A 21,753-nucleotide genomic window follows, 5' to 3' on the forward strand; every position below is an offset into this window, starting at 1 on the left:
CGATTGCAGCCCTTCGCGGGAGGCAGCAATCGTCCCAGGCTGTGTGAAAACACCGCCGAGCAGTTCAAGACCTGCGGTTTAAAACAGTATGAGTCGATAGTGGACTTTTCACTACCGCCAGCCTTCGTTCGGTCGTGGTCCTTCGAACAGCAATAGCTGGGCTCATTCATAAAATTTACCGGCCAGCAAAATTGCCGCACAGCGTTGCCATACATTTGGTCTATTTGGACTCAGAGGGGAACTGCGTGAGCTGGCAGTCCCCCACGCTGCGGCAGCATCAAGAAAGGTATTAATAGAGCCGTTTTCCCACCCCAGCGCCCCCGGTCCATAGGGAGACGGCGGAGAGGTCTCCCGCAGCAAACGCTCCTCGGCAAAATCCATACCTAGAGCTTCAATGAAGCCGATGAATGATTGTTCGTCGTCTACGGTTTTCAGTAGCTCATCAAGATTTATGGACATGTTTGCCTTGGAGGCGCGTGATAGATGATAGCGAGGGAGTAAATTCTCACTATGCTGCTATGCCACGCGATGAGGGGCGATCTTACGCCCTCTTTGGGGCTAGGCTGTGAGAAAGGGCCAGTAATCGTCTAACCTTTTCATCGTCGAGATCGAAGCAGGGGCGGTCATGAAGCGATTCATTGAAGGCGAGGCCCGGGCGCAAGTGACTGTGCTGAGGACGTTGTGAATGCAATCAAATAACCACAATCAAAATCCGAGCCCAGACCCTAAGCCATGCGCCTCATGGACAAATCCATCAGCCCCATCAGATCTCTCTGTTCTCTCAGCGAAAGCACCAGCCGCGCGATGGATCGGCTGCTCTCTACCTCGGACAAGGACAGCCCCTTTACATACAGCTGGATATCACCTGACTCGGGGTGGAGAAGCTTCACTGAAAAGGTTTCATCCAGCGCGACGACGCACTCGCACTTTGACGGCAGAAAGGCCGTTTCAAGAACGCGTTGAATATCGGTTTTTGAAAACATGGTGCGTCCTCTGCAAAGGGCTGGATCGTGATGTAAAGAGTAGACGAGTTTCAGGTGAATAGGTTTCCGACCTGCGCAACTGCTGCACACGGCGCGGCGGGCTTTTTGTGGCGACTGCCCAAGACCGTTTTTTCCTGATCAAGGTAACTGCCTGCAACGCATCACGCCGTCTGGTCTAAAGTATCCTCTTCTGAACTCCCCGAGCCTCGACTGACATGAATGAACGCGCACGTGAACTGGCGTCTCGTCTGATTCGCAATTTCAATGAGGCCCCACTCCAACATGAGGTTCGTGAACCTCTCTATGAAAGCTCGGCAGCCCGCCTGGGCACAGGCACGGCGGCACAAAAGCTCGGTGCCTCTATTGATGTCGTCGCGCCGGGCAAGCGCTCCTGCCCTTATCATTTTCATCATGTGCAGGAAGAGATGTTCGTGATCGTCGAGGGCGAAGGCAGTTTGCGTGTCGCAGGCGAGATGCTGCCGATCCGGACGGGTGACATCGTGTTTATCCCGGCGGGCTCCGAATACCCTCATCAGATAATCAACACCTCGCAGGCGCCGCTGAAGTACCTGTCGATCAGCACCCGGGAAACGCCGGAGGTCTGTGAATACCCGGACTCGGGGAAGTATCAGGCGATGGTTTCAGTGCAGGGAACCCGGGTGTTTACCGCCAACCAGCGGACCACTGAAAACCTCGATTACTGGGAAGGCGAGCCCTGATTTCAATTGTTCATAAATTGTATCCGGCAGTTCACGCTTTTTTCACGTTCGCGGGTTTATTGTTAACTCAATTCCCAGCAAGACCTTAAGCCCGCTACCCCCCATCGCGGGCTTTTCTTTGTCTGCGATTTGAGCACATGGCACCCCACATGCGCCCAGAGACATCAGGAACACGACTGCTTTCACAGGCGTCGGGCAGATAGGGAACATCATGCAGAAAATGGTTTCCAAGCCCTACTTCCCGGAAGAAAACCTCCCACATGAAATACACCCTGAAAAAACTGGTCCTCACCGTTGCGTGTCTGACGGCGGCTCCGGCCTTCGCTGCATGCCAGATGGCACCCGTTTCCTATGACATGCCTTCACAACGCCTGGATGAGGCGCTGCAACAACTGGCGCATAGATCCGGCTGCCCGGTTACCGTCGACCTGGGCGCTGACAGCAGCAGAAAGGTCAAGAAATTCAAGGGTACGTTCACGCCGGATCAGGCGCTTTGGCTGGTGTTGAAGAAAACCGGGCTGGAGGGCTATGTCGAAAACGACGGGCTTACCGTTGATCGTCGAGGCCAGGATTTTGTAAACCAGCGAGCAAATGAGCTACGCACGGCTATCGATGAGGCTGGCACACGGATGGAGGCCAGAAAGAAGAAGCGCTTCCTTCATCAACTGGACACCATCGAGTCCGGAGCGAAGAAAGTGGTCCTTGAACAGAGCTTCGTCAGTGCCGCAGAGATGGCGAGTTACAAGCGCGACTTCGACGAGTTGTCGAGCCAGATACCTGCCAGCAAGTGAACCTCCGATAATTGCGCTAACATTCGTCGCTTTTGACCAGACGGCCGCACGTGCTGTGGGATATCGATGAGAAAAACTGCCTTATTCATAGTGGCGCTGGCACTGCAACCGCTGGCTTACGGCGCAGGTGATGCAGAGGCCGGAAAAGCAGTCTTTACCCGCCTCTGCTCCGGCTGTCACAAGATCGGCCCTTCTGCACGCAACGCATTTGGCCCACCCCTCAACGGCATTATTGGCCGTCAGGCAGGGCAACAGGAAGGCTACGTCTATACCGACGCAATGAAAAACTCGGGGCTGGTCTGGACGCGTGAAGAGTTGCGCACGTATATCAAGGACCCAGGCGAAGTCGTGCCTGGCACGCGGATGAAACTGTGGTGGATGGGCAACGATGAGCGAATGGAAGACCTGCTCGAATACCTGGACGCAAACAAATAATACGGACAGGTAAATAAACCGCCCTCGGTGTTTACCGAGGGCAGTCGCTCAGTTACTTGTCCGGGGTGTACGGCGGGTAATCATCCTTGCTGCCCTTGTCAGTGGCTGGAGTCTTGGCGGGCCCGATCGGATCGATTTGCGGGTCCTGGGTTTTCGGTGACTCTTCGTCAAAACCCGGATCATTCTTGTCTTCGTTGCTGCTGCCTGGCTTGGTGCCGGTCATATGCGCCTCCACTGGTTAAATTCAGAACCTGATAGTCAGAAAGCGGATCAACATAGCCGTGCGATATGTCTGACGAACGGGGCCTTGCAGCAAGAGGATATGGCGGCGTTCAGAGGCAAATGGTAGCCTTGCGCCATGCAAGGAGAGAACCATGAAAAGGCTTTCAATCACGCTGGCAGTGGCAGCGCTGCTGGGCGCAGGCACGGCATACGGTGAGATCTTCAAATGCACATCAGCGCAGGGACAGGTGAGCTATGCATCTATCCCCTGTGACAACGCTGCACAGAGCGCGCTGCAGCGCCAGGGCCCGCCGAACATGCGGCGCGAGGGTGAGCCTCTCGATTATGTTCACCAGACCAATCTCAAGGCCACTGAATACCTGAAGATCAGCGGCCGCACCCACGTGACGGTTTACGAGACGGAACGCTACAAGGCGTATCAACGAAACCGCCCGCCACCGCCGAACATCCCTTCGCAGTGCCAGAGCCCACGTTACGACAGCCAGTGTTTTGATCCGTCGGGTGGGATGTCTTCAAAAAAACAAGCGGCTCGCCAGGACGCCGCTCGATAAGCTATGGCGCGGTTTTCACATCGGCACGCACTTCGCTGATCTGTATCTCCGGGATCAGGTCGGTGTAGTTGGTGATGTCGGCATTGATCTGCTTTGAATGCGGCCCCATGCCGGCTTCAAAGTCTTCAATGGAATCGCAATAGATGTGGCACATGCCGATATACCGAGGCTCCGAGCCCGGCGTTGCTCCGCCTATGCCTCTGTCGACGCTGTAGCCCTTGCAGTAACTGCCCATCAGCTCTTGCACCAGCGGCAAGTGTTTGTCGCGATAGTAATCGTGGTCGAAACGGGCACCCTCTTCATACGCATACAGCACACTGACTTTGATCATCTCGATAGGCTCCTGAGTGAAGGATCAATACATTCGTCTGAGCACTCTAGCGATTATTGCGGCCGGGTGCTGACATCAATGACGTGCTCCCTCACAATCACGCCGTCTTGCCCGCTGCCGTGAAAAGCGGCCGGGCTATCGAAACGTTTTGAGGAACCCCGCATGAATACGCTTGAGTGGAACGAGGCCGCGCTGGCGAAATACCTCGCTACCCATCCGACCTTGAAGGACGAAATCAGCGCGTTGAGCCCGAAAGAGCAAAAGCAGCAATTACAGTGGGCTTTTGAAGATGAGGCCGAGAGCCAGGGCATCGAGACCTGGGAACTGGCGCTGGAACTGATTGCCGAGTCGCCCGAACAGTTGCAGAGCATGCGCCTTGAAGCACACCGCCAGGTGGCCGAGGCGCTGGGCATGGACTGGGAAGAATATTGCGGCTTCAATGATATCCAGCCATGACCCGAGCCGCCGTTGAGGGTAAATCGGCCATTGATTGGCGATCTACCGAGTGACTCATCAGTCAGCGCTTTACCTGTTCCTTATGGGTGAGTAACGTCTGCTCACTTCAATAAAGGAATCACGTCATGAGTGATCTGGTCTCGTACCATCTGGACGACGGTGTCGCCACGCTGACCCTGAACAACGGCAAGGTCAATGCCATTTCCCCGGACGTAATCATCGCGTTCAATGCTGCGCTGGATCAGGCCGAACAGGACCGGGCAATCGTGATCGTCACTGGACAGCCCGGCATTCTCTCGGGCGGCTACGACCTCAAGGTGATGACCTCGAGCGCCGAAGCGGCGATCAATCTGGTTGCTCAGGGTTCCACCCTGGCGCGCAGAATGCTGTCGCACCCCTTCCCGATCATCGTCGCCTGCCCCGGCCACGCCGTTGCCAAGGGTGCCTTTTTGCTGCTGTCCGCCGATTATCGAATCGGTGTCGCAGGGCCATTCAGTATCGGATTGAACGAAGTACAGATCGGCATGCCCATGCACCACGTCGGCATCGAACTGGCGCGTGACCGGTTACGTAAATCAGCCTTTAATCGCTCGGTGATCAACGCCGAAATGTTCGACCCTGAAGGCGCGATGGCCGCCGGCTTCCTGGACAAGGTGGTCAGCGTCGATGAACTGCAAAGTACCGCACTTGCGGTCGCCGCACAGCTGAAGAAGATCAACATGAGCGCGCACAAGAAGACCAAACTCAAGGTCAGAAAGGCCTTGCTCGATACACTGGATGCAGCTATCGAGCAGGATCGGCAACACATGCTGTGATACCCAACCTAAGCCCGCGCGTGCGGGCTTTTGTTTACCGGCGAACTCATACGCATTTGATCAATCTGATCAGCTACCGCGCATGTTTTTTGCGCCACTGACATATTGAAGAAGCGATAGCGCCATGGGTCGAGTTGTTGCAGCAGCGGTGTACAGCAAAGGCAAGAAGGTCCGCGATATTACCCTTGATGAGGGTGCCGCCTGGGCCGCCAAACCCAATCATTTCGTCTGGATCGGCCTGGAGCAGCCCAGCAACGAGGAACTGACCAGCCTGAAAGAGCAGTTCAACCTGCATGAACTGGCCCTTGAAGATGCCATGGAGGTTCACAGCCGTCCGAAGCTGGAAACCTTTGGCGATGCGCTGTTCATCGTGACCTACGCGCCAGTACGCGAAAACGGCAAGCTGCTGTTCATCGAAACCCATATCTTCGCGGGCAAGGGCTACATCATCACCTCACGCAACGGCCACTCCAAGTCCTACGGGCTGGTGCGTCAGCGCTGCGAAGCACGGCCACTGCTGCTGGAGCACGGCGAAGACTTCGTGCTTTACGCCCTTCTGGACTTCGTGACCGAGAACTATCAACCGGTGACCGAAGCCATCCATACCGAACTTGAGCTGTTGGAGCAAAGTGTCATCGGCGGCTCACTGCGCGAGTCCGACATCCAGCACATTCATGCACTGCGCCGTGACCTTTTGCGCATGCGCCGTTATGTAGCGCCGATGGTGGAAGTGGGTGAAGAACTGCAGAGACTCAGTTTCCCGTTCATCGACAAGAACATGCGCCCCTACTTTCGCGACGTGGAAATTCACGTCAAGCGGCAGATGGAAGACCTGGGCAACCTGTGTGACATCGCCAGCCAGACAATCGAAATCGGCCTGTTGCTGGAGTCCTCGCGGCAAAGCATCGTGCAGCGCAAGTTCGCTGGCTGGGCAGCGATTCTGGCCTTTCCAACCGCAATTGCCGGCATCTATGGCATGAACTTCGAGAACATGCCGGAGCTCAAGTGGGAATACGGCTACTTCATCGTGCTGGGCGTCATTCTGGGCGGGTGTACGGCGCTGTTCGCCAGCTTCAAGCGCTCTGGCTGGCTATAGCACCGCCACCGCATTCCCGTTCAGACGGCCATGCGCCGGGTCAGACGGACTGTTTTTCCGGCTTGTGCGCCACAAAGCGCATCATCCATTCTGCCACCGTCGCCCCGTGATGCTCGTGATCCAGGCTGGCAACACCCTGCCGGTAAACCTGCTCGCCCAGCGCTTCCTGACGAAGATCAAGCAAGGTCCGGGAAAACTCGTGAATGAACTCGGGATGGCCTTGGAAACACAGCACCTGATCATTGATATGGTAGGCCGCAAATGGACAGAACTCGCTGGACGCAATCACCGTTGCGTTCTCGGGCAGCGCGGTCACCTGATCCTGATGGCTGATCAGCAACGTGAGCTTGTCCATTGCTGGCGTCATCCACGGTCTGGCGGGTGCCAATTGATAGTGATGAATACCGACGCCCCAACCCTGTACGGCACGCTCGGTCCTGCCGCCCAGCAGCAAGGCCAGCAACTGGTGACCGAAGCAGATACCAAGCAGTTTTTCGCCGCGCTGATACAGCTCCAGCAGGTAGGCTTTCAGGGTCTGAATCCACGGGTCGGTGCCAAATGAGTCTGCCTTGCTGCCGGTCACCAGATAAGCATCGAACTGCTCGTCTGCAGGTGGATAGTCCCCTTGCACCACGTTGTAAACGGTCAATTCTGCAGCAATCGGCTGGCGAGCGAAGAGCAATTCGAACATCCGCCCGTACCCCTGATATTGCTCGACCAGTTCCGGTCGCAGGTTGTCGGTTTCCAGAATACAGATGCGTAAAGACATAAAAGAGGCCCTGAAGCAATGATGAGGCAATAGCGCACGGGCAGAGCCTGCCTTGAAGGCTTCGGCAAATCAAGCAGCACCCCCGCGCCTTGTCGGAGGTTTAATGCGCGTAGGAAAAGTCTGGCCCAGACGAACGGTGCAAAGCTGAGCGATGTGAATGAAGCGTCTAGCAAAGGCCTGTGCCTCTGGCGAGCGGTTGATTGATAACGTTAAGTTGGATAAGTAGACGTTTAAATTCCCAACCGTTCTAAGGCGTGGGGCACCTCGGCTCTATTGTTAAATCTGTAACAGGAAGCGCGCAAAATCCTTTCAGCGCACTGGCCAGCGGTCAAATGACCGGGCCCACCTGTTCAACGCGCAACCTTGCCAGCAGTCGACTCTCTACGTTGCAGAATCGACCTGCTTCTGTCGCACAGGAATAACAACAAAAGGCGGTCAGCCATGTTCAAGTTCAAGCACTCCAAAGTACGTCAGGCGGGATTAATCCTCTTTACCACTGCGCTGTTATTGATCGTGCCTAACCTGAACAGGTTGTTCGGCTGATCTGACACGCTTTCGGTCAGTGTGTAACTGTGCCACTCTTTCCACTCGACTGAAGGAGATGCGCCTATGCGCCAATGGATTGCTGTTTTTGCACTTTTCAGCAGCTTCGCAGCCCACGCGGGCATGGTAGATCAGGCTGCAGCGGTGGCTGCGCTCAAGGAAGGCAAACTGGCGATGGATGTACGCAGCCAGACCGACTATGACGCCGGCACAGTATTGAATGCAGTGCGGGTCGATGACCGACGGCTGGTCAATCAGATGAAGCAGGTGCTCAACGACCGCAATGCGGTGTTCGTCATTTTCAGCAGCACCGATAGCAAAGCCGACAAGGCTCAGGAAAAGCTCAGGGCGGCGGGCTATTTCAGCGTCATCAATGGCGGTAATTACGAAGAGCTGCACAACGCGCTCTACAGCACCACCGACGACCCCGCTGAATAAGCAACGGCCGGAGATTCAATTCCGGCCATTTCAGCGACGCGCAGATCAGTGCATACGCGCTACTGATGCTGCGCCTGGACCTGCACTCGGGTTTTCACTTTTGGCGTACCGGTCATGGGTGAAACCACGACCTTGGCGTGCATCTGTTCAGACCCGCCACCACGGCGCATGCCGCGCACCGGACAAGCATCCAGATAGTCCAGCCCTACCGCCAGCTTCAAATGACGTTCGGGAATGGCCAGCTGGTTAGTGACATCGAAGCTGTACCAAGCGTCGTCTATCCACGCTTCGGCCCAGGCGTGACTGGACAAATGTTCGCTGTCTTCGCTGCACAGATAACCGGACACATAACGCGCCGGAACCCCAAGACTGCGGGCGCAGGCCAGAAAGGCGTGGGTATGGTCCTGACAGACTCCCGAGCGTCCGGCGAAGGCTTGAGCGGCACTGGTGTCGACTTCGGTCGCCCCCTGCGTGTAGGTCATGTGCTGGTTGAGCGCCTGCATCAAGTCGATCAATGCGCTGCGGTCAGCGCGCTTGCGACACTCCCTGGCCGCGAAACTGCGAATCGCTTCGTCAGGCTCGGTCAGCCGGGTAACGCGCAAAAACGGCAACGCCGACTGGCTTTCGTGCTCGGCTTCGCGGGTTTCGTCGATTTCCACCTGCCCGCGAGCGCCGATGATGATCGCCTCGTGCGGCTCTTCCAGGCTCAGGACATGCAGGATATTGCCGAAAGGATCAATCTGCGCGCGCACCGGGCGCGGCAACGTCAATTGCCAGCTGAGCACCTGCTGGCGCTCACTGTCGTGAGGCGTCAGGCGCAGATACTGGATACTTGAACGCACCTGATCATCGTAGTGATAGGTGGTCTCATGGCTTATGGAAAGTCTCATGCAGCCTCCAGGTACGAAGTGTGGATGGCATCACCCAGTTGGGCCAGCATTGGAATGAATTCGTTCAACCACTCATGCAGGCCCTCATCCAGAATCTCGTCGATACTGGTGTAGCGCAATCTTGCATCCATCTCGGCGGCCATGCGCTGCGCAGGTCGGCCATTGACGCCGGGCAGACTGGCCAGAATGACGTCCATCTCTTCCAGACAGGCGCGCAACGAGCGCGGAATGTCTGCACGCAGCAGCAACAGTTCGGCAACCTGACGCGCGCCTGGCGCATCCCGATAGACTTCAGTGTAAGCCTCGAACGAAGACAATGCGCGCAACAAGGCGCTCCACTGGTAGTACCCGGCAGCCGAGTTGTCCGCCGCAGCATTGGCCTGTGGCCCACGCAGTTCGAGCATCTCATAGCGGGCGTCGAGCATGCGCATGGTGTTGTCAGCGCGCTCGATGAACGTTCCCAGACGAATGAAACGGAACGCATCGTTACGCATGATGGTGCCGTAGGTCGCACCACGGAACAGGTGCGAACGCTCCTTGACCCACTCGCAAAAGCGACTCATGCCGTAACGGGTCAGGCCCTGTTGAGCAATGCCGCGAATTTCCAGCCAGGTGGAGTTGATGTTCTCCCACATGTCGGCAGTGATACGCCCGCGCACGGCATGCGCGCTGGCCCTTGCGGCACCCAGGCAGCTATAGATGCTGGCCGGGTTGGTCGCGTCCAGCGCAAAGAAATGCAGCATGCGCTCGGCATGCAGTTCACCATGACGCTCGATGTAGGTTTCCAGCGTTCCGGTAATCAGCAACGGCATGGCTATTTCATCCAGCCCGTCGCCCCGCCCGTCCTGCGGCATCAACGACAGTGAATAGCTCACGTCCAGCATTCGGGCGAGGTTCTCCGCTCGCTCCAGGTAACGCGACATCCAGAAAAGATCAGAGGCAGTTCTACTTAACATTGGCAGGCATCCTTAATCCTCGACCACCCAGGTGTCTTTGGTTCCGCCACCCTGTGACGAATTGACCACCAGTGAGCCTTCACGCAAGGCCACTCGGGTTAGCCCGCCAGGTACGACGCGGGTTTCGCGACCGGACAGAACAAAGGGGCGCAGATCGATATGTCGCGGGGCTATGCCATTTTCGACAAAGGTCGGACAAGTCGACAGGCACAAGGTGGGTTGGGCGATGTACGCATGCGGCTTGGCTTTGAGGCGCGCCCGGAAGGCTTCGATCTCGGCGGCGGTCGCTGCAGGGCCGACCAGCATGCCGTAGCCACCAGAGCCCTGGGTTTCCTTGACGACCAGGTCGCCCAGGTTGGCCAGCACATGTGACAGCTCTTCCGGCTTACGGCACTGCCAGGTCGGCACGTTCTTGAGAATCGGCTCTTCGTCCAGATAGAAGCGAATCATGTCGGTGACATACGGATAAACCGACTTGTCATCGGCAACGCCGGTACCAATAGCATTGGCCAGAACCACATTGCCGGAGCGATACGCTGCCAGAAGCCCGGGAACGCCCAGCATGGAATCAGGGTTGAACGCCAGCGGATCAAGGAATGCATCGTCAAGCCGACGGTAGATAACATCGACAGCCTTGGGACCGTCGGTGGTACGCATGAACACGCGGTCGTCGCGAACAAACAGATCGGCACCTTCAACCAGCTCGACCCCCATCTCGCGAGCCAGAAACGCATGCTCGAAAAAGGCGCTGTTGAAACGCCCGGGCGTCAGCACCACGACACTCGGGTTGTCCAGATGGCTGGAACTCTTGAGCGTGTCGAGCAACAGATTCGGGTAGTGATCGATCGGTGCAATGCGCTGGGCCGAGAACAGCTCCGGGAACAAACGCATCATCATCTTGCGGTCTTCGAGCATGTAGCTCACGCCGCTCGGGGTTCGCAGGTTGTCCTCCAGCACGTAATACGTGCCATCACCGTCGCGCACCAGATCGACGCCGGAAATGTGCGAATACAAATCGCGGTGCAGGTTCAGGCCCTGCATCGCCAACTGATATTGCTCGTTGGCCAGCACCTGTTCGGCAGGAATGATTCCGGCCTTGATAATCCGCTGGTCGTGATAAAGATCCGCCAGAAACATGTTCAGCGCCTTGACGCGCTGAATACAGCCACGCTCGACAACACGCCATTCGCTGGCGGGAATGCTGCGCGGGATGGTGTCGAAAGGAATAAGCCGCTCGGTGCCCTGCTCATCGCCATAGAGCGTGAACGTGATACCGGCGCGATGAAACAGCAGATCGGCTTCGCGCCTGCGTTGAGCCAAAAGCTCGGGAGGCGTATCACCCAGCCAGCGGGCAAACTCCCGATAGTGCGGACGGACTACGCCGCCCGCATCGTACATCTCGTCATAAAAGGTGCGGATCATGCCGTACTCCTTGTCACCATGGACACCAAGACCATCGCAAAGCCCGTGCCACCGGCATAAACGCTTTAATTTCAAAAGGTTAGGTAAACACTCGACGTTCTACGCACCATTCCTGTGCACTAAACGCCCAAGCCGATTATTTCGCGCCTCATTCGGAAGCGTCATTCAACCGTGAAATCTATGATCAGCATAGTCAGAGTTGATTTCCGCCAACAACATTAGTTCGCCACACTCCACAGCAACCGAGCAAACAGGGCACCAAACTCCGTTTTTGCGCTAACCGTTATTTTGTCCAGCAGGCGAAGAACGCGTGCGGATTCTAAACAGACTTCCCTTTGCGCCACTCATTTGAGTGGCTTTTTTTTGACCACTGTTTATGAGCGCGAAGCAAAAACAGAACCGGCCGATCCAGAACGTATCCCGAATCAGCCGGTAATGTGTTGCCTGACAATCAAAAGCCATCAAGCGTGCAGTCTTCTGATCTCCTGAGTGACGCCCCAACCTTCGACCTCACCGCCCATGGGTGAAATCACCATCTGAAAGTCCTGCTCGAAATCACCGATACCGTCATAAGTGGCATACATCACTTTGCTCAATTGCAAGTGCCAGTTACCGTCATCACGTACGTTTACCTGAGTATTGAGGGATTCGCCGCGAAATTGCTCTGCGGCCTGCCGTGCCCGCTCCTCGTCCGGGAAGATGGCGTAAAACTCGATGGGATAGATTCGCGCGAAATCAAAACCGCCTTCTTTCATGCGGCGCAGTACGTTACTGCTGATGTCCTCTTGATAGGCTGTGCTCATGAAACGTCCTCCTATGCAACGATAGATAGAGTTTCAACTCTTCCAGAGCGACCGCCGGATCATCGGGGGCCGCCGCACGACAGATAATCCGGCGTGGGGAATCAAGCATGTAGCTGACCAGACCAGGCTTGGCACAGGTCGGTATCGAGATGTCAGAGGCCGTTTGAACAGCCTCGTCTGCAGAGTAGACCCATCGTGGGTCGAATGCCAAGTGGTTGCCACGAAAAGCTTTTTGAATCACCGCAGGTCAGGCAACTTCTGTAATGGAAATGATCCGCACACTGTTATGGTCTTTGAGCGTTTTCACCGTAGGCTCGTCGGTGCGCCCGTCAAGATCATTGAGATCCAGCTCATCGGTGACTGGATACAGGTCCTTGCGCAGGAGACGTGCAACTTGCTCGTCACTGGGATGCTGTTCAAAATCGGCCTCGAGGTGCTGCTGCATGCCGTCCTTGTCCAGATACGAAATGACCCACTTTTTCATCAATGCCTCCAGAACGAAGCCAGGCACTCTGGCTTATGTGATAAGGACCTTTTGGCCCACGCATTCGTTCCAACAAATTAAGCCGGAAAGCCCGCGATGACGGGCAAAACAAAAGGCCCTCGCAATGGATGCCGAGGGCCTTTTGTGTGCTGCTGATCCGACTTGCCGGTTACCCGGACAAGTCAGTCACGGTCAGTTACGGTTCTTGCTGGCCTCGACACCGGCCGTGTTGTCCAGAAGGCTCTTGGTGGCGGTCTGCAGGAAGCTTTCCAGCTTGCGCTTGAGTTCCTGCGTGTCAGGTGCGTCAGGCACTTCTTCGGCAGAAGGCTTGGCACCCAGCGTGTAGGTCAACAGCTTGGCCGGCATTTCTGTCGGTTCGATCAGAATGCGGTTGCCGCTGATGATCGCGACCACCTGCTCACTGCCCGACGGCTTGATCACGCCAAAACCCTTGTCGCCTTCCGGCAGGTTCAGCAGATCGCGGCCCCAGCACTGGTTGCGGTTCAGACCACCCAGACGGCCCATGATGGTTGGCACGACGTCAACCTGTGTGCCGACAATGCTGCTGCGCTGGCCGAATTTCTCTTGTACACCAGGCCCGATCAGCAGCAATGGCACGTTGAAACGCCCCAGATCCATTTCAGTCAACTGCTTGTCATTGCCGAAACCGTGGTCGCCCAGCACCACGAACAGGGTGTTCTTGTAGTAAGGCTCTTTTTTGGCCTTCTCGAAGAACTGTCCCAGCGCCCAGTCGGCATAACGCATGGCAGTCAAATGCTCATCCAGCGAGCCGTGTCCGGTCACGCGCTCGACCGGCAGCGGGTCCGGCAACGCGTACGGCGTGTGGTTGGACAGGGTCTGCAGCAGCGCATAGAACGGCTTGCCGTCCTGACGGGCTTTGAGCTCCTGAGCGCCACGGTCGAACATGTCCTGGTCGGAAACGCCCCAGGTCGGATCGGAGAACACCGGATTGACGAAGTCCTCGCGACCGACAAAATTGGTCATGCCCTGGTTGCTGAAGAAACCCGACTGGTTGTCCCAGGCGAAGTTGCCGTTATAGACATAGACGTCATCGTAGTTGCGACCCGCGCTCAGCAATTGCGGAAGGCCCGACAGCTTATGGCTGCCCTCTGGCGTCTGCATCAGGTACTCAAAGCCCGGCAGGTTCGGGAAGCACGCCATGGTGGCGAACATGCCCTGATGGGTGTGGGTACCGTTGGAGAAAAAGTGATCGAACAGCAGGCCTTCCTTGGACAGCTTGTCAAAGTAAGGCGTGATGTTGGCATCGTTGCCCAGCGCCCCTACCGAGTGACCGGCGAAGCTTTCCATCAGGATCACGACCACGTTGCGGATCGGCAAGGTGTTCTCTGCCGGTGGCGTGAAGTCACGACGCACAGCCGCAATATCCGGTTCGACCAGCTTGTCATGCGAGGTCAGCAGCATGTCGCGCACAGTCTGTTGCGCTTCGGCCTGTGGCAGCGTGGCTTTCCAGATGTTGTCGCGATCTTCGGACATACGGCTCTTGGCCGCCGTAATCAGGGTCAGTGTGCCGTTCAGGCCCAGCTGATTGGCGAAGTTGGAATCGGTGGTGTAAGCGTCACCCCAACGCAGCGGCGGGCCCTGGCGCAGGGTGCCACGGATGCACACCACCATAACCAGCAATACCAGCACGAAAACGCCAATGCGCATGTACCACGGCGCAACTGTACTGACCGTCTGGGTGCCCTTAGTCGTTACGAGGCGTGGCCGCGTCAGGCGGTCGATGCCCTTGAACACCAGGCTCAACAGCCAGGTCACGATTGCCCAGGCGAGCAGGTAGCGAACCACCGGAAAACCGTACCAGAGCATGCTCAGGACAGTCTTTGGGTCTTCCTTGACGTATTGAAACACCAGGCCGTTCAGGCGCTGGTGAAACTCGCGGTAGAAGTCCATTTCCATCAAGCCGAAGAACAGCGTGATGCTGCCGACCAGGGTCAGCCAGAACCGGAAGAACCCGCGTGCCGCCATGGCCCGGGCGCTGAACAGCGACAGCACCAACGGAATGAGCAGATACATGGTCAGGCGCAGGTCGAAACGCGTGCCGTTGAAGAGTGCTTCAAGGAATGTCGAGGCTGGCGTGTCGCCAATCATCTCGCGGTTGTAGACCAGCAGACCGATACGCAGCAGCGTGTACATCACCATCAAAGCGAAACCGCTGAGCAGGATGTAAGCCAGATGCGATTTGACAGTCGGGTTTAGCAGGCGGGCTTGCCGATGAATCTGGGCGTCCGTTTTAGCCATGGTTGTCAGGATCCGGTGGATTCAGGGGTAGGTTCAGGGTGCAGCACCGCCCTCCCCGAGGGCGGGCGGCGTACGACAGGGCGCAGATATTACTTGATTGCAGGTCGCTAGGGGCCGGGGCGGCCCATGAATAAGCGTGCCTGTTCAGCTTCGCGCGCAATTCTGGGACAAAAAGTGTGAAATTTCTGTCGCCAGTTGCGCGCTTGAACGCCTCTCAGGCGGCGTTCAGGGCGACCCGGCCGGTGAACGTCAGATCGATTGATCAGTCGTTGCTGGCCTTGCCCACGGCCTGCAGAACGTACTGCGGCAAGGCGAACGCACCAATGTGGACTTCTGGATTGTAATAACGCGTAACAATACCGCTGCCCGAGAAACGCTGACGCAGGGTTTCCAGCGGCAGTTTGCGATAGCTCTTGTCGGTCGAGCCCCAGGCAAAGGTCATTGCACCGCCGATGTAGGTCGGGATGGCTGCGTGATAGAAATGCCAGTCGGCAAACAGACCGTTCATACGCCCGGCCGTAGTCTGCACACCGCTCAACTGCATGAAAGGCGTACCGTTCTGGGTCACCAGAATGCCACCTTCGTTCAGGCAGCGATGGCAGGCCTGATAAAAGTTCTCCGAAAACAGCACTTCACCCGGACCGATAGGATCAGTGGAGTCGGAGATGATCACGTCGAACTTCTCTTCGGTGGTCGCGACAAAGCGCATGCCGTCGTCGATGACCAGGTTCAAGCGCGAATCGTCAAAAGCGCCACTGGAGTGATTGGGCAGGAACTCCTTGCACATCTCGACCACCGTGGCGTCGATCTCGACCATGGTGATATGTTCCACCGTCAGGTGCTTGGCCACTTCACGCAGCATGCCGCCATCGCCGCCGCCGATGATCAGTACACGCTTGGCTGCGCCGTGAGCCAGAATCGGCACGTGAGTGAGCATTTCGTGATAGATGAACTCATCCGCCTCGGTGGTCTGGATGACGCCGTCCAGAGCCATGACGCGGCCCATGCGCGGATTCTGGAAGATCACCAGATGCTGGTGCTCGGTACGCACTTCGTGAAGCATTTTTTCCATACGAAAGCGCTGGCCGTAGCCTTCGTATAACGTTTCCTGATAATCGCTCATGGGTAAGCTCCCGCTGGGTACTGATGACAGGACGGCCGACCGCCCACAACAAAGGCGCGCATTCTACGTCGAGGAACATGACAGGTCGAACCTCTGTGCAGCGTCTTGCTTGCAAATGCCTTGGCCCATGAACGAAAAACGCCTGATTACCCAAGGTAATCAAGCGTTCGCTACCAACCTGCCGGCGTGTCAGATTCGCACGTTGCCGCGCGGTCCGAGGATTGCCCAGATGATCAGGCCCACAACAGGCAACAGCACGATCAACAATACCCAGAGAATTTTCTTGCCGGTCTCGGCGCCGCTTTTCAAGACATTGATGATGGCCCAGATATCGAGCGCCAGAATGATCAAGCCGACTAGGCCGTTGAAGCTAGAACCCATGGTGTTGCCCCTAATTGAATGCTTACCTTCCTAGGATAGTTGCGCCGTTCGGGGGTTCCGTTGAACCAACCTTATATTCTCGGGCTCCCAACCGGGGTCGACTTTGCTTTTCATTCATTATCGCGTTCAACCCTTATACAGGTAGCCTTCTTCATGCCAACGCCCGCACAACCCCGAACGCCCTGGGCGACATGGTTCAACCATCTTCAGGGCAGCCCGCTGGTGAGCCTGGGTTTCGCCCTTGCTCTGCTGATCGTCGTCGGCCTCGGCGGCATCAGTCTTTACAATGCCTTCTATGGCACCAGCCAGGTCAACTTCAATCATGCATTGCTGGGCGGCACGGCCGGTTTCCTGGCGACGGCGCTGGGTGCAGTCATGGCGGTCGCCCTGCGCAACGTTTCGCAACGCGCTCAGGACATCATGCTCGGTTTTGCCGCTGGCATGATGCTGGCTGCCAGCTCGTTCTCGCTGATACTGCCGGGGCTGGAGGCCGCCCGGGGCATAACCGACAGCGGCCCCTGGGCAGCTGCGACGGTAGTGACCGGTCTGGGCCTTGGTGTGCTGTTGATGCTCGGGCTGGACAAGTTCACCCCGCACGAGCATGAAAGCGTGGGCCGTCAGGGCCCTCATTCAGAGCGAATCAGCCGGGTCTGGCTGTTCGTGCTGGCGATCACCCTGCATAACCTGCCCGAGGGCATGGCGATAGGCGTGAGCTTCGCCAGCGGCGACATGAATGTCGGCCTGCCATTGACCACCGCCATCGCCATTCAGGACATTCCTGAAGGCCTGGCCATTGCGCTGGCCCTGCGCGCAACCGGCCTGTCAGCCTTCAAAGCGATGCTAGTGGCCATCGGTTCCGGACTCATGGAGCCGCTGGGCGCGCTGGTGGGCCTGGGTATTTCCAGCGGGTTTGCCATCGCCTACCCGCTGAGCATGGGGCTGGCGGCAGGTGCGATGATCTTCGTGGTGTCCCATGAAGTCATCCCGGAAACCCACCGCAACGGCCATCAGACCTCGGCAACGCTCGGCCTGATGGGCGGCTTCGCGGTAATGATGTTTCTCGATACGGCGCTGGGTTAACCGCGCAATGCCTTTAGCGCGGGTGCGGCATGGATGCCGGCCAACGCTGCCAGTTCAAGCACCCGCTCCTCGTCACGGCCATACACCAGCACCGCTTGCAGTTCGTCATCCAGCGGCTGGCTGAAGTTCATCAGCACATAGCCGCCCATGTCCTTGTTCATGCTGCTCAATTGAATCTGAATCCGGTTGAGCGCTACCAGTGGTTCGACCTTGGCCAGTTGTTTCGGCTTGATATTGAACGTGACGTCCTTGCCGAATGACTGCACGATCTGCTCGAACAGGTCCATATAGCTGTCGGCCTGGAACAGCACGGTTTCCGGCAGACTGCCCACCATCACCCATTCGCCCAGCGGAATCGGAAAGGTGTCGTCGTAGTTGATATCAGGGTTGGCGGCCAGAAACGCCTGCGGGTCGGCATACGCCTGCGCGGCTTCATCGGCAATACGCACGATTTCATCATCGCCCATGCAGCCAGAGCTGACTTTGCTGATTAATTCGACCAGTGAGTCTTTCATGGGAGCGATCCTGATAGCGGGCAAAAAAAGAGGCGCGAAGGATAACGGTAAATCCATCGCGCCTCTATGTGTTCATGCCCTGAAAGCACTCGGCATCAGGACCGGGCCGGCTGTACGCCCAGTTTGATCAGTTGATCAATGGTGACGGTCGCGCCCATTGCCTGAGCGGCGCCCAGTGCGGTGATGCCCTTGGCATCAGTGGCATGCGGGTCCGCGCCCTGACTGATCAGGTAATCGACTATTTCGTTGCGATTGAACATCGCCGCCATCATCAACGCAGTACGACCATCGGCAGAGGCACCATCGACGTCGGCACCGGCCTCGACCAGCAGCCTCACCACCGCCAGATCGCCCTTGAACGCAGCACCGGCGATAGGGCTTTGACCATTGTCGTTGCGAATTTCCGGATCGGCCTTGTGATCAAGCAGCACCCGGACCGCATCCGCATGACAGTGATAACTGGCCAGCATCAACAGCGTATCGCCCTTGTGGTTGCGCAAGTCTGCAGGCAGGCCCTTTTCAAGCAGACGCTCCAACATGACTGCATTTCCCTGGCGAGCCACATCGAATACCTGCTCGGCGAACTCGGCGGCTTCGTCTTCAGTCATGGTTTGCGAAGCGCTGATATTTGTATCGGTCATTAACTACTCCTTGGCGCACGGTACTCCGGGCATGCGTTGACCCGGCGTCGATACACACACTGACCTCAAGTCTCGCCAGCTGTTCGATCAGCATCGATACGGATGCGCAATGCCTACTCCTGATCACCGCAATCGATGCAATCCCCCTTCTGCCCGATACCCATCGTGCAGGAAACGGCAAAATGCAGGGCGCACGAAGGGGGTTCATGCAAAATGCACGAAGCCTTAAAATAGAGGATATTTCAAGTTGTTGATTTTAAAGGATTTATTTTAAGTCAAAGACTGGCACAGACACTGCAATAGTACTTCCAAGCTTATTATCCCATGAGCAATGGAGCCGCCTGACATGACTTTTATTCAAGAAAAATTCGCTTCCGTATTCTCCGACTACACCGTTACCACCCAGCCACGTCCTGATGGTGGTGTTCTGTTGTCACTGCGTACTCACGATGGCAAGCAGATCCGTCGCTCCGTGTCTTATGCTCAGTTGCACACTCCGGTCCAGCTGGAATGGGTAATCAGTGCTATCCGCCGCGACCTGGCTGCACAAGCCAGCGAGTTGCCAGCTATTTCGATGCTGCAAAGTCAGCACCGCTTCGACCTGCCGACTTACCACACCCGTTGATTTTCCCGCCGCCTTGACAGGCGGCACCCGCTGTACGCTCTCATCCCTTGTTTGCCGCGATTACACCTTGTTCTCGTGGCTTTTTTTTGCCCGCGTTTTTTGCCCGCGTTTTCAGGTGTCTATTACCTGATCAGCCCCCGGCACAGCGCTTCGCCTACCGCCTGCGCCCTATTGGCGACACCGAGCTTGGAATAGATGGTCTTGAGGTGATACTTCACCGTCGACTCCGACACGTCGCGGATCATTGAGATCTCCCAGGCAGTTTTTCCATCCCTGGCCCACTGCAGTACCTCCAGTTCCCGATGGGTCAAACCGCGAGAGCAGAACTTCAAACCCCGCGCAACGCTGTGCAGCACCGGCATGAGACTGCTCATGAGGTATTTTTGTTCAGCGGAGATCGCTCGCCCCACTTCACCCAGCGTACAAACCGACGTCACGCTGTCGGCACCACGGCAATGGTTCATGTAACCGTAGGAAATGGCCGGAAGCAGTTCGCACGTATCGACGATTTCTTCGTAACACGCTGACACCGGATACTGTCTGAATGCATCCTGCCAGTTTACAAACCCCAGCTGGTTGCGATAACAACGGATGACCGGGTCCTGGGTGATCAACCCGCGCTGGCGGTAAGCCTGGCCCCAGGCATCATCGATATTGCAGGTAATGAACGTCAGCAGCACCGGGCCCTTGAACTGATAGAACATCGCCCGCTCACTGTTACATTCGCGCCTTAGCCATTCGAGGGCATTCTCGATAGCGGTCTGGCCATCGAGTTCGCTGATCGTGCTCACCATCTGCTGTATCAATAAGTCCCTGCTTGCGCTTTCTGTAATGGCACTGCACATCGCTGCCGCTCCTTATGCGCCCGTGAATCGGTACAGGTGTTGTCCGTGACTCAGGGGACGATGGGCGCAGAACTTACACGAATAATCGCGTTGAAGAATGACGAGCAGAACAAACAGATTCAACGCACTTTCAGGTAGGCAACGTCCCACTCAAAAGCAGGACGCTCCTTACAGAAAATAGCGTGCAAGCCTTGCGGCGGGCAGATTTTCATACCGCGGCATCAGGACAATGCCGCGCACGACAGGCTGACTTCGTTTAGAAAGAAGCAGGGTCGATGAGCGCGAAACTGCCCACATGTTTGTGACCCGCAAGCACCCCGCCGTCACGCGCCAGACCGCAGGTGATCATGCCAGCGGCCTTCGCTGCGTCGAGCTCTTCGACGATATCCGAGAGGAACAGAATGTCCTCGGCAGGACACTCGATTGCCTGCGCAATCGTCCGGTAGGACTGCGCTTCGCGCTTGGGGCCGGACGTCGTATCGAAGTAACCACTGAACAGACCGGACAGATCGCCCGCCTCGGAACAGCCGAAAATCAATTGCTGAGCCTGAATTGAGCCCGAGGAATAAACGTAAAGCCTGTAGCCCTGTTGATGCCAGTGTTTCAAGGCATCGACAGCATCCGGATAAACATGGCCCTTGAGCTGTCCGGCGTTATAGCCCTGCTCCCAGACCATGCCCTGCAACGCCTTGAGCGGCGTGGCCTTACGGTCTTCGGCAATCCATTCCAGCAGTATCGCAATAACCCGCTCGACATCGGCATCAGGCTCGCCGGCCTCGGTGCGTACTGCTTGCAGCTGCGACGCCACTGCCGGTTGTCCGGCGTTTTGCCGAACGAACCCGGGCAGGTGCTTTTTGGCAAACGGAAACAGCACGTCGAAAACGAAACTCACTGCGCTGGTGGTGCCTTCAATATCCGTGAGGATAGCTTTGATGGGCATCAGAATCGGGCTCCTGTCAGTCTTCCAGCCGTGGAAAACGGCCAGCAATGTCTTCACCGGTAAAATTCGCCACCCAGCCTTCCGGATTGTTGAACAGGCGGATGGCAACGAAATGCGGGTTTTCGCCCATATCGAACCAGTGCCGGGTGCCGGCCGGTACGGAAATCAGATCGTTCTTTTCACACAGCACGGCGTACACATAGTCGTCGATGTGCAATGTGAACAAGCCCCGCCCGGCTACGAAAAAGCGCACTTCGTCCTCACCATGCCGATGCTCTTCAAGAAATTTGGCGCGCAATTCGGCTTTTTGCGGGTGGTCACTGTTGAGGCTGATGACGTCCACGGTGACATAACCATGCTCGGTCATCAGCTTGTCGATCTGGGTACGATAGGCGCTGATCACTTCTTCCTGGCTGGCACCGGGGGTAATCGGCGCTGCCGCTTCCCAGCGGTCGAATGCCACGCCGTGCTCGGCCAGCGTCGAAGCAATATCTTCCAGATGGGTCAGCACCTTGTTGGGCGTGTCAGGGCTTGAAACGTGATAAACGGACAGGCTGCTCATGGCATGAATCCTCGGTTTGGGGCACCACCTTCCGGC

At 56.9% G+C, this 21,753-nt stretch carries 28 protein-coding genes; 10 read left to right on the top strand and 18 right to left on the bottom strand.

All coding sequences use genetic code 11. The features are described from left to right. Nucleotides 1-162 precede the first annotated feature (162 nt). Both AO068_RS27670 and AO068_RS24770 read right to left on the bottom strand, forming a co-directional pair. Nucleotides 163-459 (bottom strand): DUF7660 family protein, encoded by a 297-nt coding sequence (locus AO068_RS27670; protein ID WP_080395077.1) that lies wholly within the window; start codon nt 457-459, stop codon nt 163-165. 266 nt (nt 460-725) lie between these two features. Continuing rightward, nucleotides 726-983 carry a DUF1652 domain-containing protein gene (locus tag AO068_RS24770; RefSeq protein WP_058409734.1) on the bottom strand — a complete coding sequence of 86 codons (258 nt, stop codon included), beginning with the start codon at nt 981-983 and terminating at the stop codon, nt 726-728. A 215-nt stretch (nt 984-1,198) separates the two neighbouring features. Between AO068_RS24770 and AO068_RS24775 the strand changes: the two genes are divergently transcribed. The 3 genes from AO068_RS24775 to AO068_RS24785 all read left to right on the top strand — a co-directional run bounded on the left by AO068_RS24775 (nt 1,199) and on the right by AO068_RS24785 (nt 2,928). Further along, complete coding sequence (locus AO068_RS24775) at nt 1,199-1,702, top strand: cupin domain-containing protein (RefSeq protein ID WP_058409735.1); 504 nt, start codon at nt 1,199-1,201, stop codon at nt 1,700-1,702. 260 nt (nt 1,703-1,962) lie between these two features. Then, nucleotides 1,963-2,493, top strand: a complete 531-nt coding sequence (locus AO068_RS24780; protein WP_058409736.1) for a hypothetical protein — start codon at nt 1,963-1,965, stop codon at nt 2,491-2,493. 66 nt (nt 2,494-2,559) lie between these two features. Continuing rightward, nucleotides 2,560-2,928: a c-type cytochrome gene (locus tag AO068_RS24785; RefSeq protein ID WP_031599503.1), complete on the top strand. Its 369-nt coding sequence runs from the start codon at nt 2,560-2,562 to the stop codon at nt 2,926-2,928. Between the two features lie 52 nt (nt 2,929-2,980). On the opposite strand, the gene AO068_RS29085 is transcribed toward AO068_RS24785, so the two are convergent. Further along, nucleotides 2,981-3,151, bottom strand: coding sequence for a DUF6021 family protein (locus AO068_RS29085; protein WP_054072234.1), 171 nt, complete (start codon nt 3,149-3,151; stop codon nt 2,981-2,983). Between the two features lie 151 nt (nt 3,152-3,302). On the opposite strand from AO068_RS29085, the gene AO068_RS24790 reads away from it, so the two are divergent. Further along, nucleotides 3,303-3,722 (top strand): DUF4124 domain-containing protein, encoded by a 420-nt coding sequence (locus AO068_RS24790; RefSeq protein WP_054097379.1) that lies wholly within the window; start codon nt 3,303-3,305, stop codon nt 3,720-3,722. Nucleotide 3,723: 1 nt separating this feature from the next. Here the strand turns inward: AO068_RS24790 and AO068_RS24795 are convergent, their stop codons facing one another. Then, a complete protein-coding gene (locus AO068_RS24795) occupies nt 3,724-4,053 on the bottom strand; it encodes an EthD family reductase (RefSeq protein WP_005731513.1) in 330 nt (109 codons plus the stop codon). A 162-nt stretch (nt 4,054-4,215) separates the two neighbouring features. On the opposite strand from AO068_RS24795, the gene AO068_RS24800 reads away from it, so the two are divergent. From AO068_RS24800 to AO068_RS24810, 3 genes are all read left to right on the top strand, one after another. Further along, complete coding sequence (locus tag AO068_RS24800) at nt 4,216-4,509, top strand: DUF6388 family protein (RefSeq protein WP_004664517.1); 294 nt, start codon at nt 4,216-4,218, stop codon at nt 4,507-4,509. Nucleotides 4,510-4,634: 125 nt separating this feature from the next. Beyond that, nucleotides 4,635-5,324, top strand: a complete 690-nt coding sequence (locus AO068_RS24805; protein ID WP_058409737.1) for a crotonase/enoyl-CoA hydratase family protein — start codon at nt 4,635-4,637, stop codon at nt 5,322-5,324. A 124-nt stretch (nt 5,325-5,448) separates the two neighbouring features. Continuing rightward, nucleotides 5,449-6,420 carry a magnesium and cobalt transport protein CorA gene (locus AO068_RS24810; protein ID WP_058409738.1) on the top strand — a complete coding sequence of 324 codons (972 nt, stop codon included), beginning with the start codon at nt 5,449-5,451 and terminating at the stop codon, nt 6,418-6,420. A gap of 40 nt (nt 6,421-6,460) precedes the next feature. Here the strand turns inward: AO068_RS24810 and AO068_RS24815 are convergent, their stop codons facing one another. Further along, nucleotides 6,461-7,189, bottom strand: a complete 729-nt coding sequence (locus tag AO068_RS24815) for an amidotransferase (protein ID WP_058409739.1) — start codon at nt 7,187-7,189, stop codon at nt 6,461-6,463. A 609-nt stretch (nt 7,190-7,798) separates the two neighbouring features. Here AO068_RS24815 and AO068_RS24820 point away from each other — a divergent pair. Then, on the top strand, nt 7,799-8,170 hold the full coding sequence (locus AO068_RS24820; protein WP_058409740.1) for a rhodanese-like domain-containing protein: 372 nt from the start codon (nt 7,799-7,801) through the stop codon (nt 8,168-8,170). A 59-nt stretch (nt 8,171-8,229) separates the two neighbouring features. Here AO068_RS24820 and AO068_RS24825 read toward each other — a convergent pair whose 3' ends face one another. The 8 genes from AO068_RS24825 to AO068_RS24860 form a co-directional block, all read right to left on the bottom strand. Beyond that, on the bottom strand, nt 8,230-9,060 hold the full coding sequence (locus AO068_RS24825) for a transglutaminase family protein (protein WP_002552860.1): 831 nt from the start codon (nt 9,058-9,060) through the stop codon (nt 8,230-8,232). Further along, the gene (locus AO068_RS24830; RefSeq protein ID WP_003378609.1) at nt 9,057-10,016 is read right to left on the bottom strand and encodes an alpha-E domain-containing protein; all 960 of its coding nucleotides are present in this window, start codon (nt 10,014-10,016) and stop codon (nt 9,057-9,059) included. Before AO068_RS24830 ends, AO068_RS24825 begins: the two co-directional genes overlap by 4 nt. Before the next feature lie 12 nt (nt 10,017-10,028). Next, nucleotides 10,029-11,438 carry a circularly permuted type 2 ATP-grasp protein gene (locus tag AO068_RS24835; RefSeq protein ID WP_002552858.1) on the bottom strand — a complete coding sequence of 470 codons (1,410 nt, stop codon included), beginning with the start codon at nt 11,436-11,438 and terminating at the stop codon, nt 10,029-10,031. 461 nt (nt 11,439-11,899) lie between these two features. Further along, nucleotides 11,900-12,241 (bottom strand): ribonuclease E inhibitor RraB, encoded by a 342-nt coding sequence (locus AO068_RS24840; protein WP_058409741.1) that lies wholly within the window; start codon nt 12,239-12,241, stop codon nt 11,900-11,902. Between the two features lie 247 nt (nt 12,242-12,488). Continuing rightward, nucleotides 12,489-12,725, bottom strand: a complete 237-nt coding sequence (locus AO068_RS24845) for a hypothetical protein (RefSeq protein WP_010197145.1) — start codon at nt 12,723-12,725, stop codon at nt 12,489-12,491. 192 nt (nt 12,726-12,917) lie between these two features. Then, nucleotides 12,918-15,005, bottom strand: a complete 2,088-nt coding sequence (locus AO068_RS24850) for an LTA synthase family protein (RefSeq protein ID WP_058409742.1) — start codon at nt 15,003-15,005, stop codon at nt 12,918-12,920. 262 nt (nt 15,006-15,267) lie between these two features. Further along, complete coding sequence (gene speE, locus AO068_RS24855) at nt 15,268-16,128, bottom strand: polyamine aminopropyltransferase (protein ID WP_058402003.1); 861 nt, start codon at nt 16,126-16,128, stop codon at nt 15,268-15,270. Nucleotides 16,129-16,317: 189 nt separating this feature from the next. Continuing rightward, nucleotides 16,318-16,509 carry a PLDc N-terminal domain-containing protein gene (locus tag AO068_RS24860; RefSeq protein ID WP_002552853.1) on the bottom strand — a complete coding sequence of 64 codons (192 nt, stop codon included), beginning with the start codon at nt 16,507-16,509 and terminating at the stop codon, nt 16,318-16,320. A 153-nt stretch (nt 16,510-16,662) separates the two neighbouring features. Between AO068_RS24860 and AO068_RS24865 the strand changes: the two genes are divergently transcribed. Beyond that, nucleotides 16,663-17,589: a ZIP family metal transporter gene (locus AO068_RS24865; RefSeq protein ID WP_004665830.1), complete on the top strand. Its 927-nt coding sequence runs from the start codon at nt 16,663-16,665 to the stop codon at nt 17,587-17,589. Here the strand turns inward: AO068_RS24865 and AO068_RS24870 are convergent. Both AO068_RS24870 and AO068_RS24875 read right to left on the bottom strand, forming a co-directional pair. Then, a complete protein-coding gene (locus AO068_RS24870; protein ID WP_058409743.1) occupies nt 17,586-18,104 on the bottom strand; it encodes a hypothetical protein in 519 nt (172 codons plus the stop codon). The genes AO068_RS24865 and AO068_RS24870 overlap by 4 nt on opposite strands. 95 nt (nt 18,105-18,199) lie before the next feature. After that, a complete protein-coding gene (locus AO068_RS24875; protein WP_005744355.1) occupies nt 18,200-18,745 on the bottom strand; it encodes an ankyrin repeat domain-containing protein in 546 nt (181 codons plus the stop codon). A gap of 346 nt (nt 18,746-19,091) precedes the next feature. On the opposite strand from AO068_RS24875, the gene AO068_RS24880 reads away from it, so the two are divergent. Next, a complete protein-coding gene (locus AO068_RS24880; protein ID WP_002552849.1) occupies nt 19,092-19,370 on the top strand; it encodes a DUF3509 domain-containing protein in 279 nt (92 codons plus the stop codon). A gap of 122 nt (nt 19,371-19,492) precedes the next feature. On the opposite strand, the gene AO068_RS24885 is transcribed toward AO068_RS24880, so the two are convergent. The 3 genes from AO068_RS24885 to AO068_RS24895 form a co-directional block, all read right to left on the bottom strand. Further along, a complete protein-coding gene (locus AO068_RS24885) occupies nt 19,493-20,215 on the bottom strand; it encodes a response regulator transcription factor (RefSeq protein WP_058409744.1) in 723 nt (240 codons plus the stop codon). 256 nt (nt 20,216-20,471) lie between these two features. Further along, complete coding sequence (gene mtnC, locus AO068_RS24890) at nt 20,472-21,155, bottom strand: acireductone synthase (RefSeq protein WP_058401999.1); 684 nt, start codon at nt 21,153-21,155, stop codon at nt 20,472-20,474. Nucleotides 21,156-21,171: 16 nt separating this feature from the next. After that, a complete protein-coding gene (locus AO068_RS24895; RefSeq protein WP_054076416.1) occupies nt 21,172-21,717 on the bottom strand; it encodes a 1,2-dihydroxy-3-keto-5-methylthiopentene dioxygenase in 546 nt (181 codons plus the stop codon). Between the last annotated feature and the right edge of the window lie 36 nt (nt 21,718-21,753).

The organism is Pseudomonas sp. ICMP 3272 (genome assembly GCF_001466905.1).
GTDB lineage: Bacteria > Pseudomonadota > Gammaproteobacteria > Pseudomonadales > Pseudomonadaceae > Aquipseudomonas > Aquipseudomonas amygdali.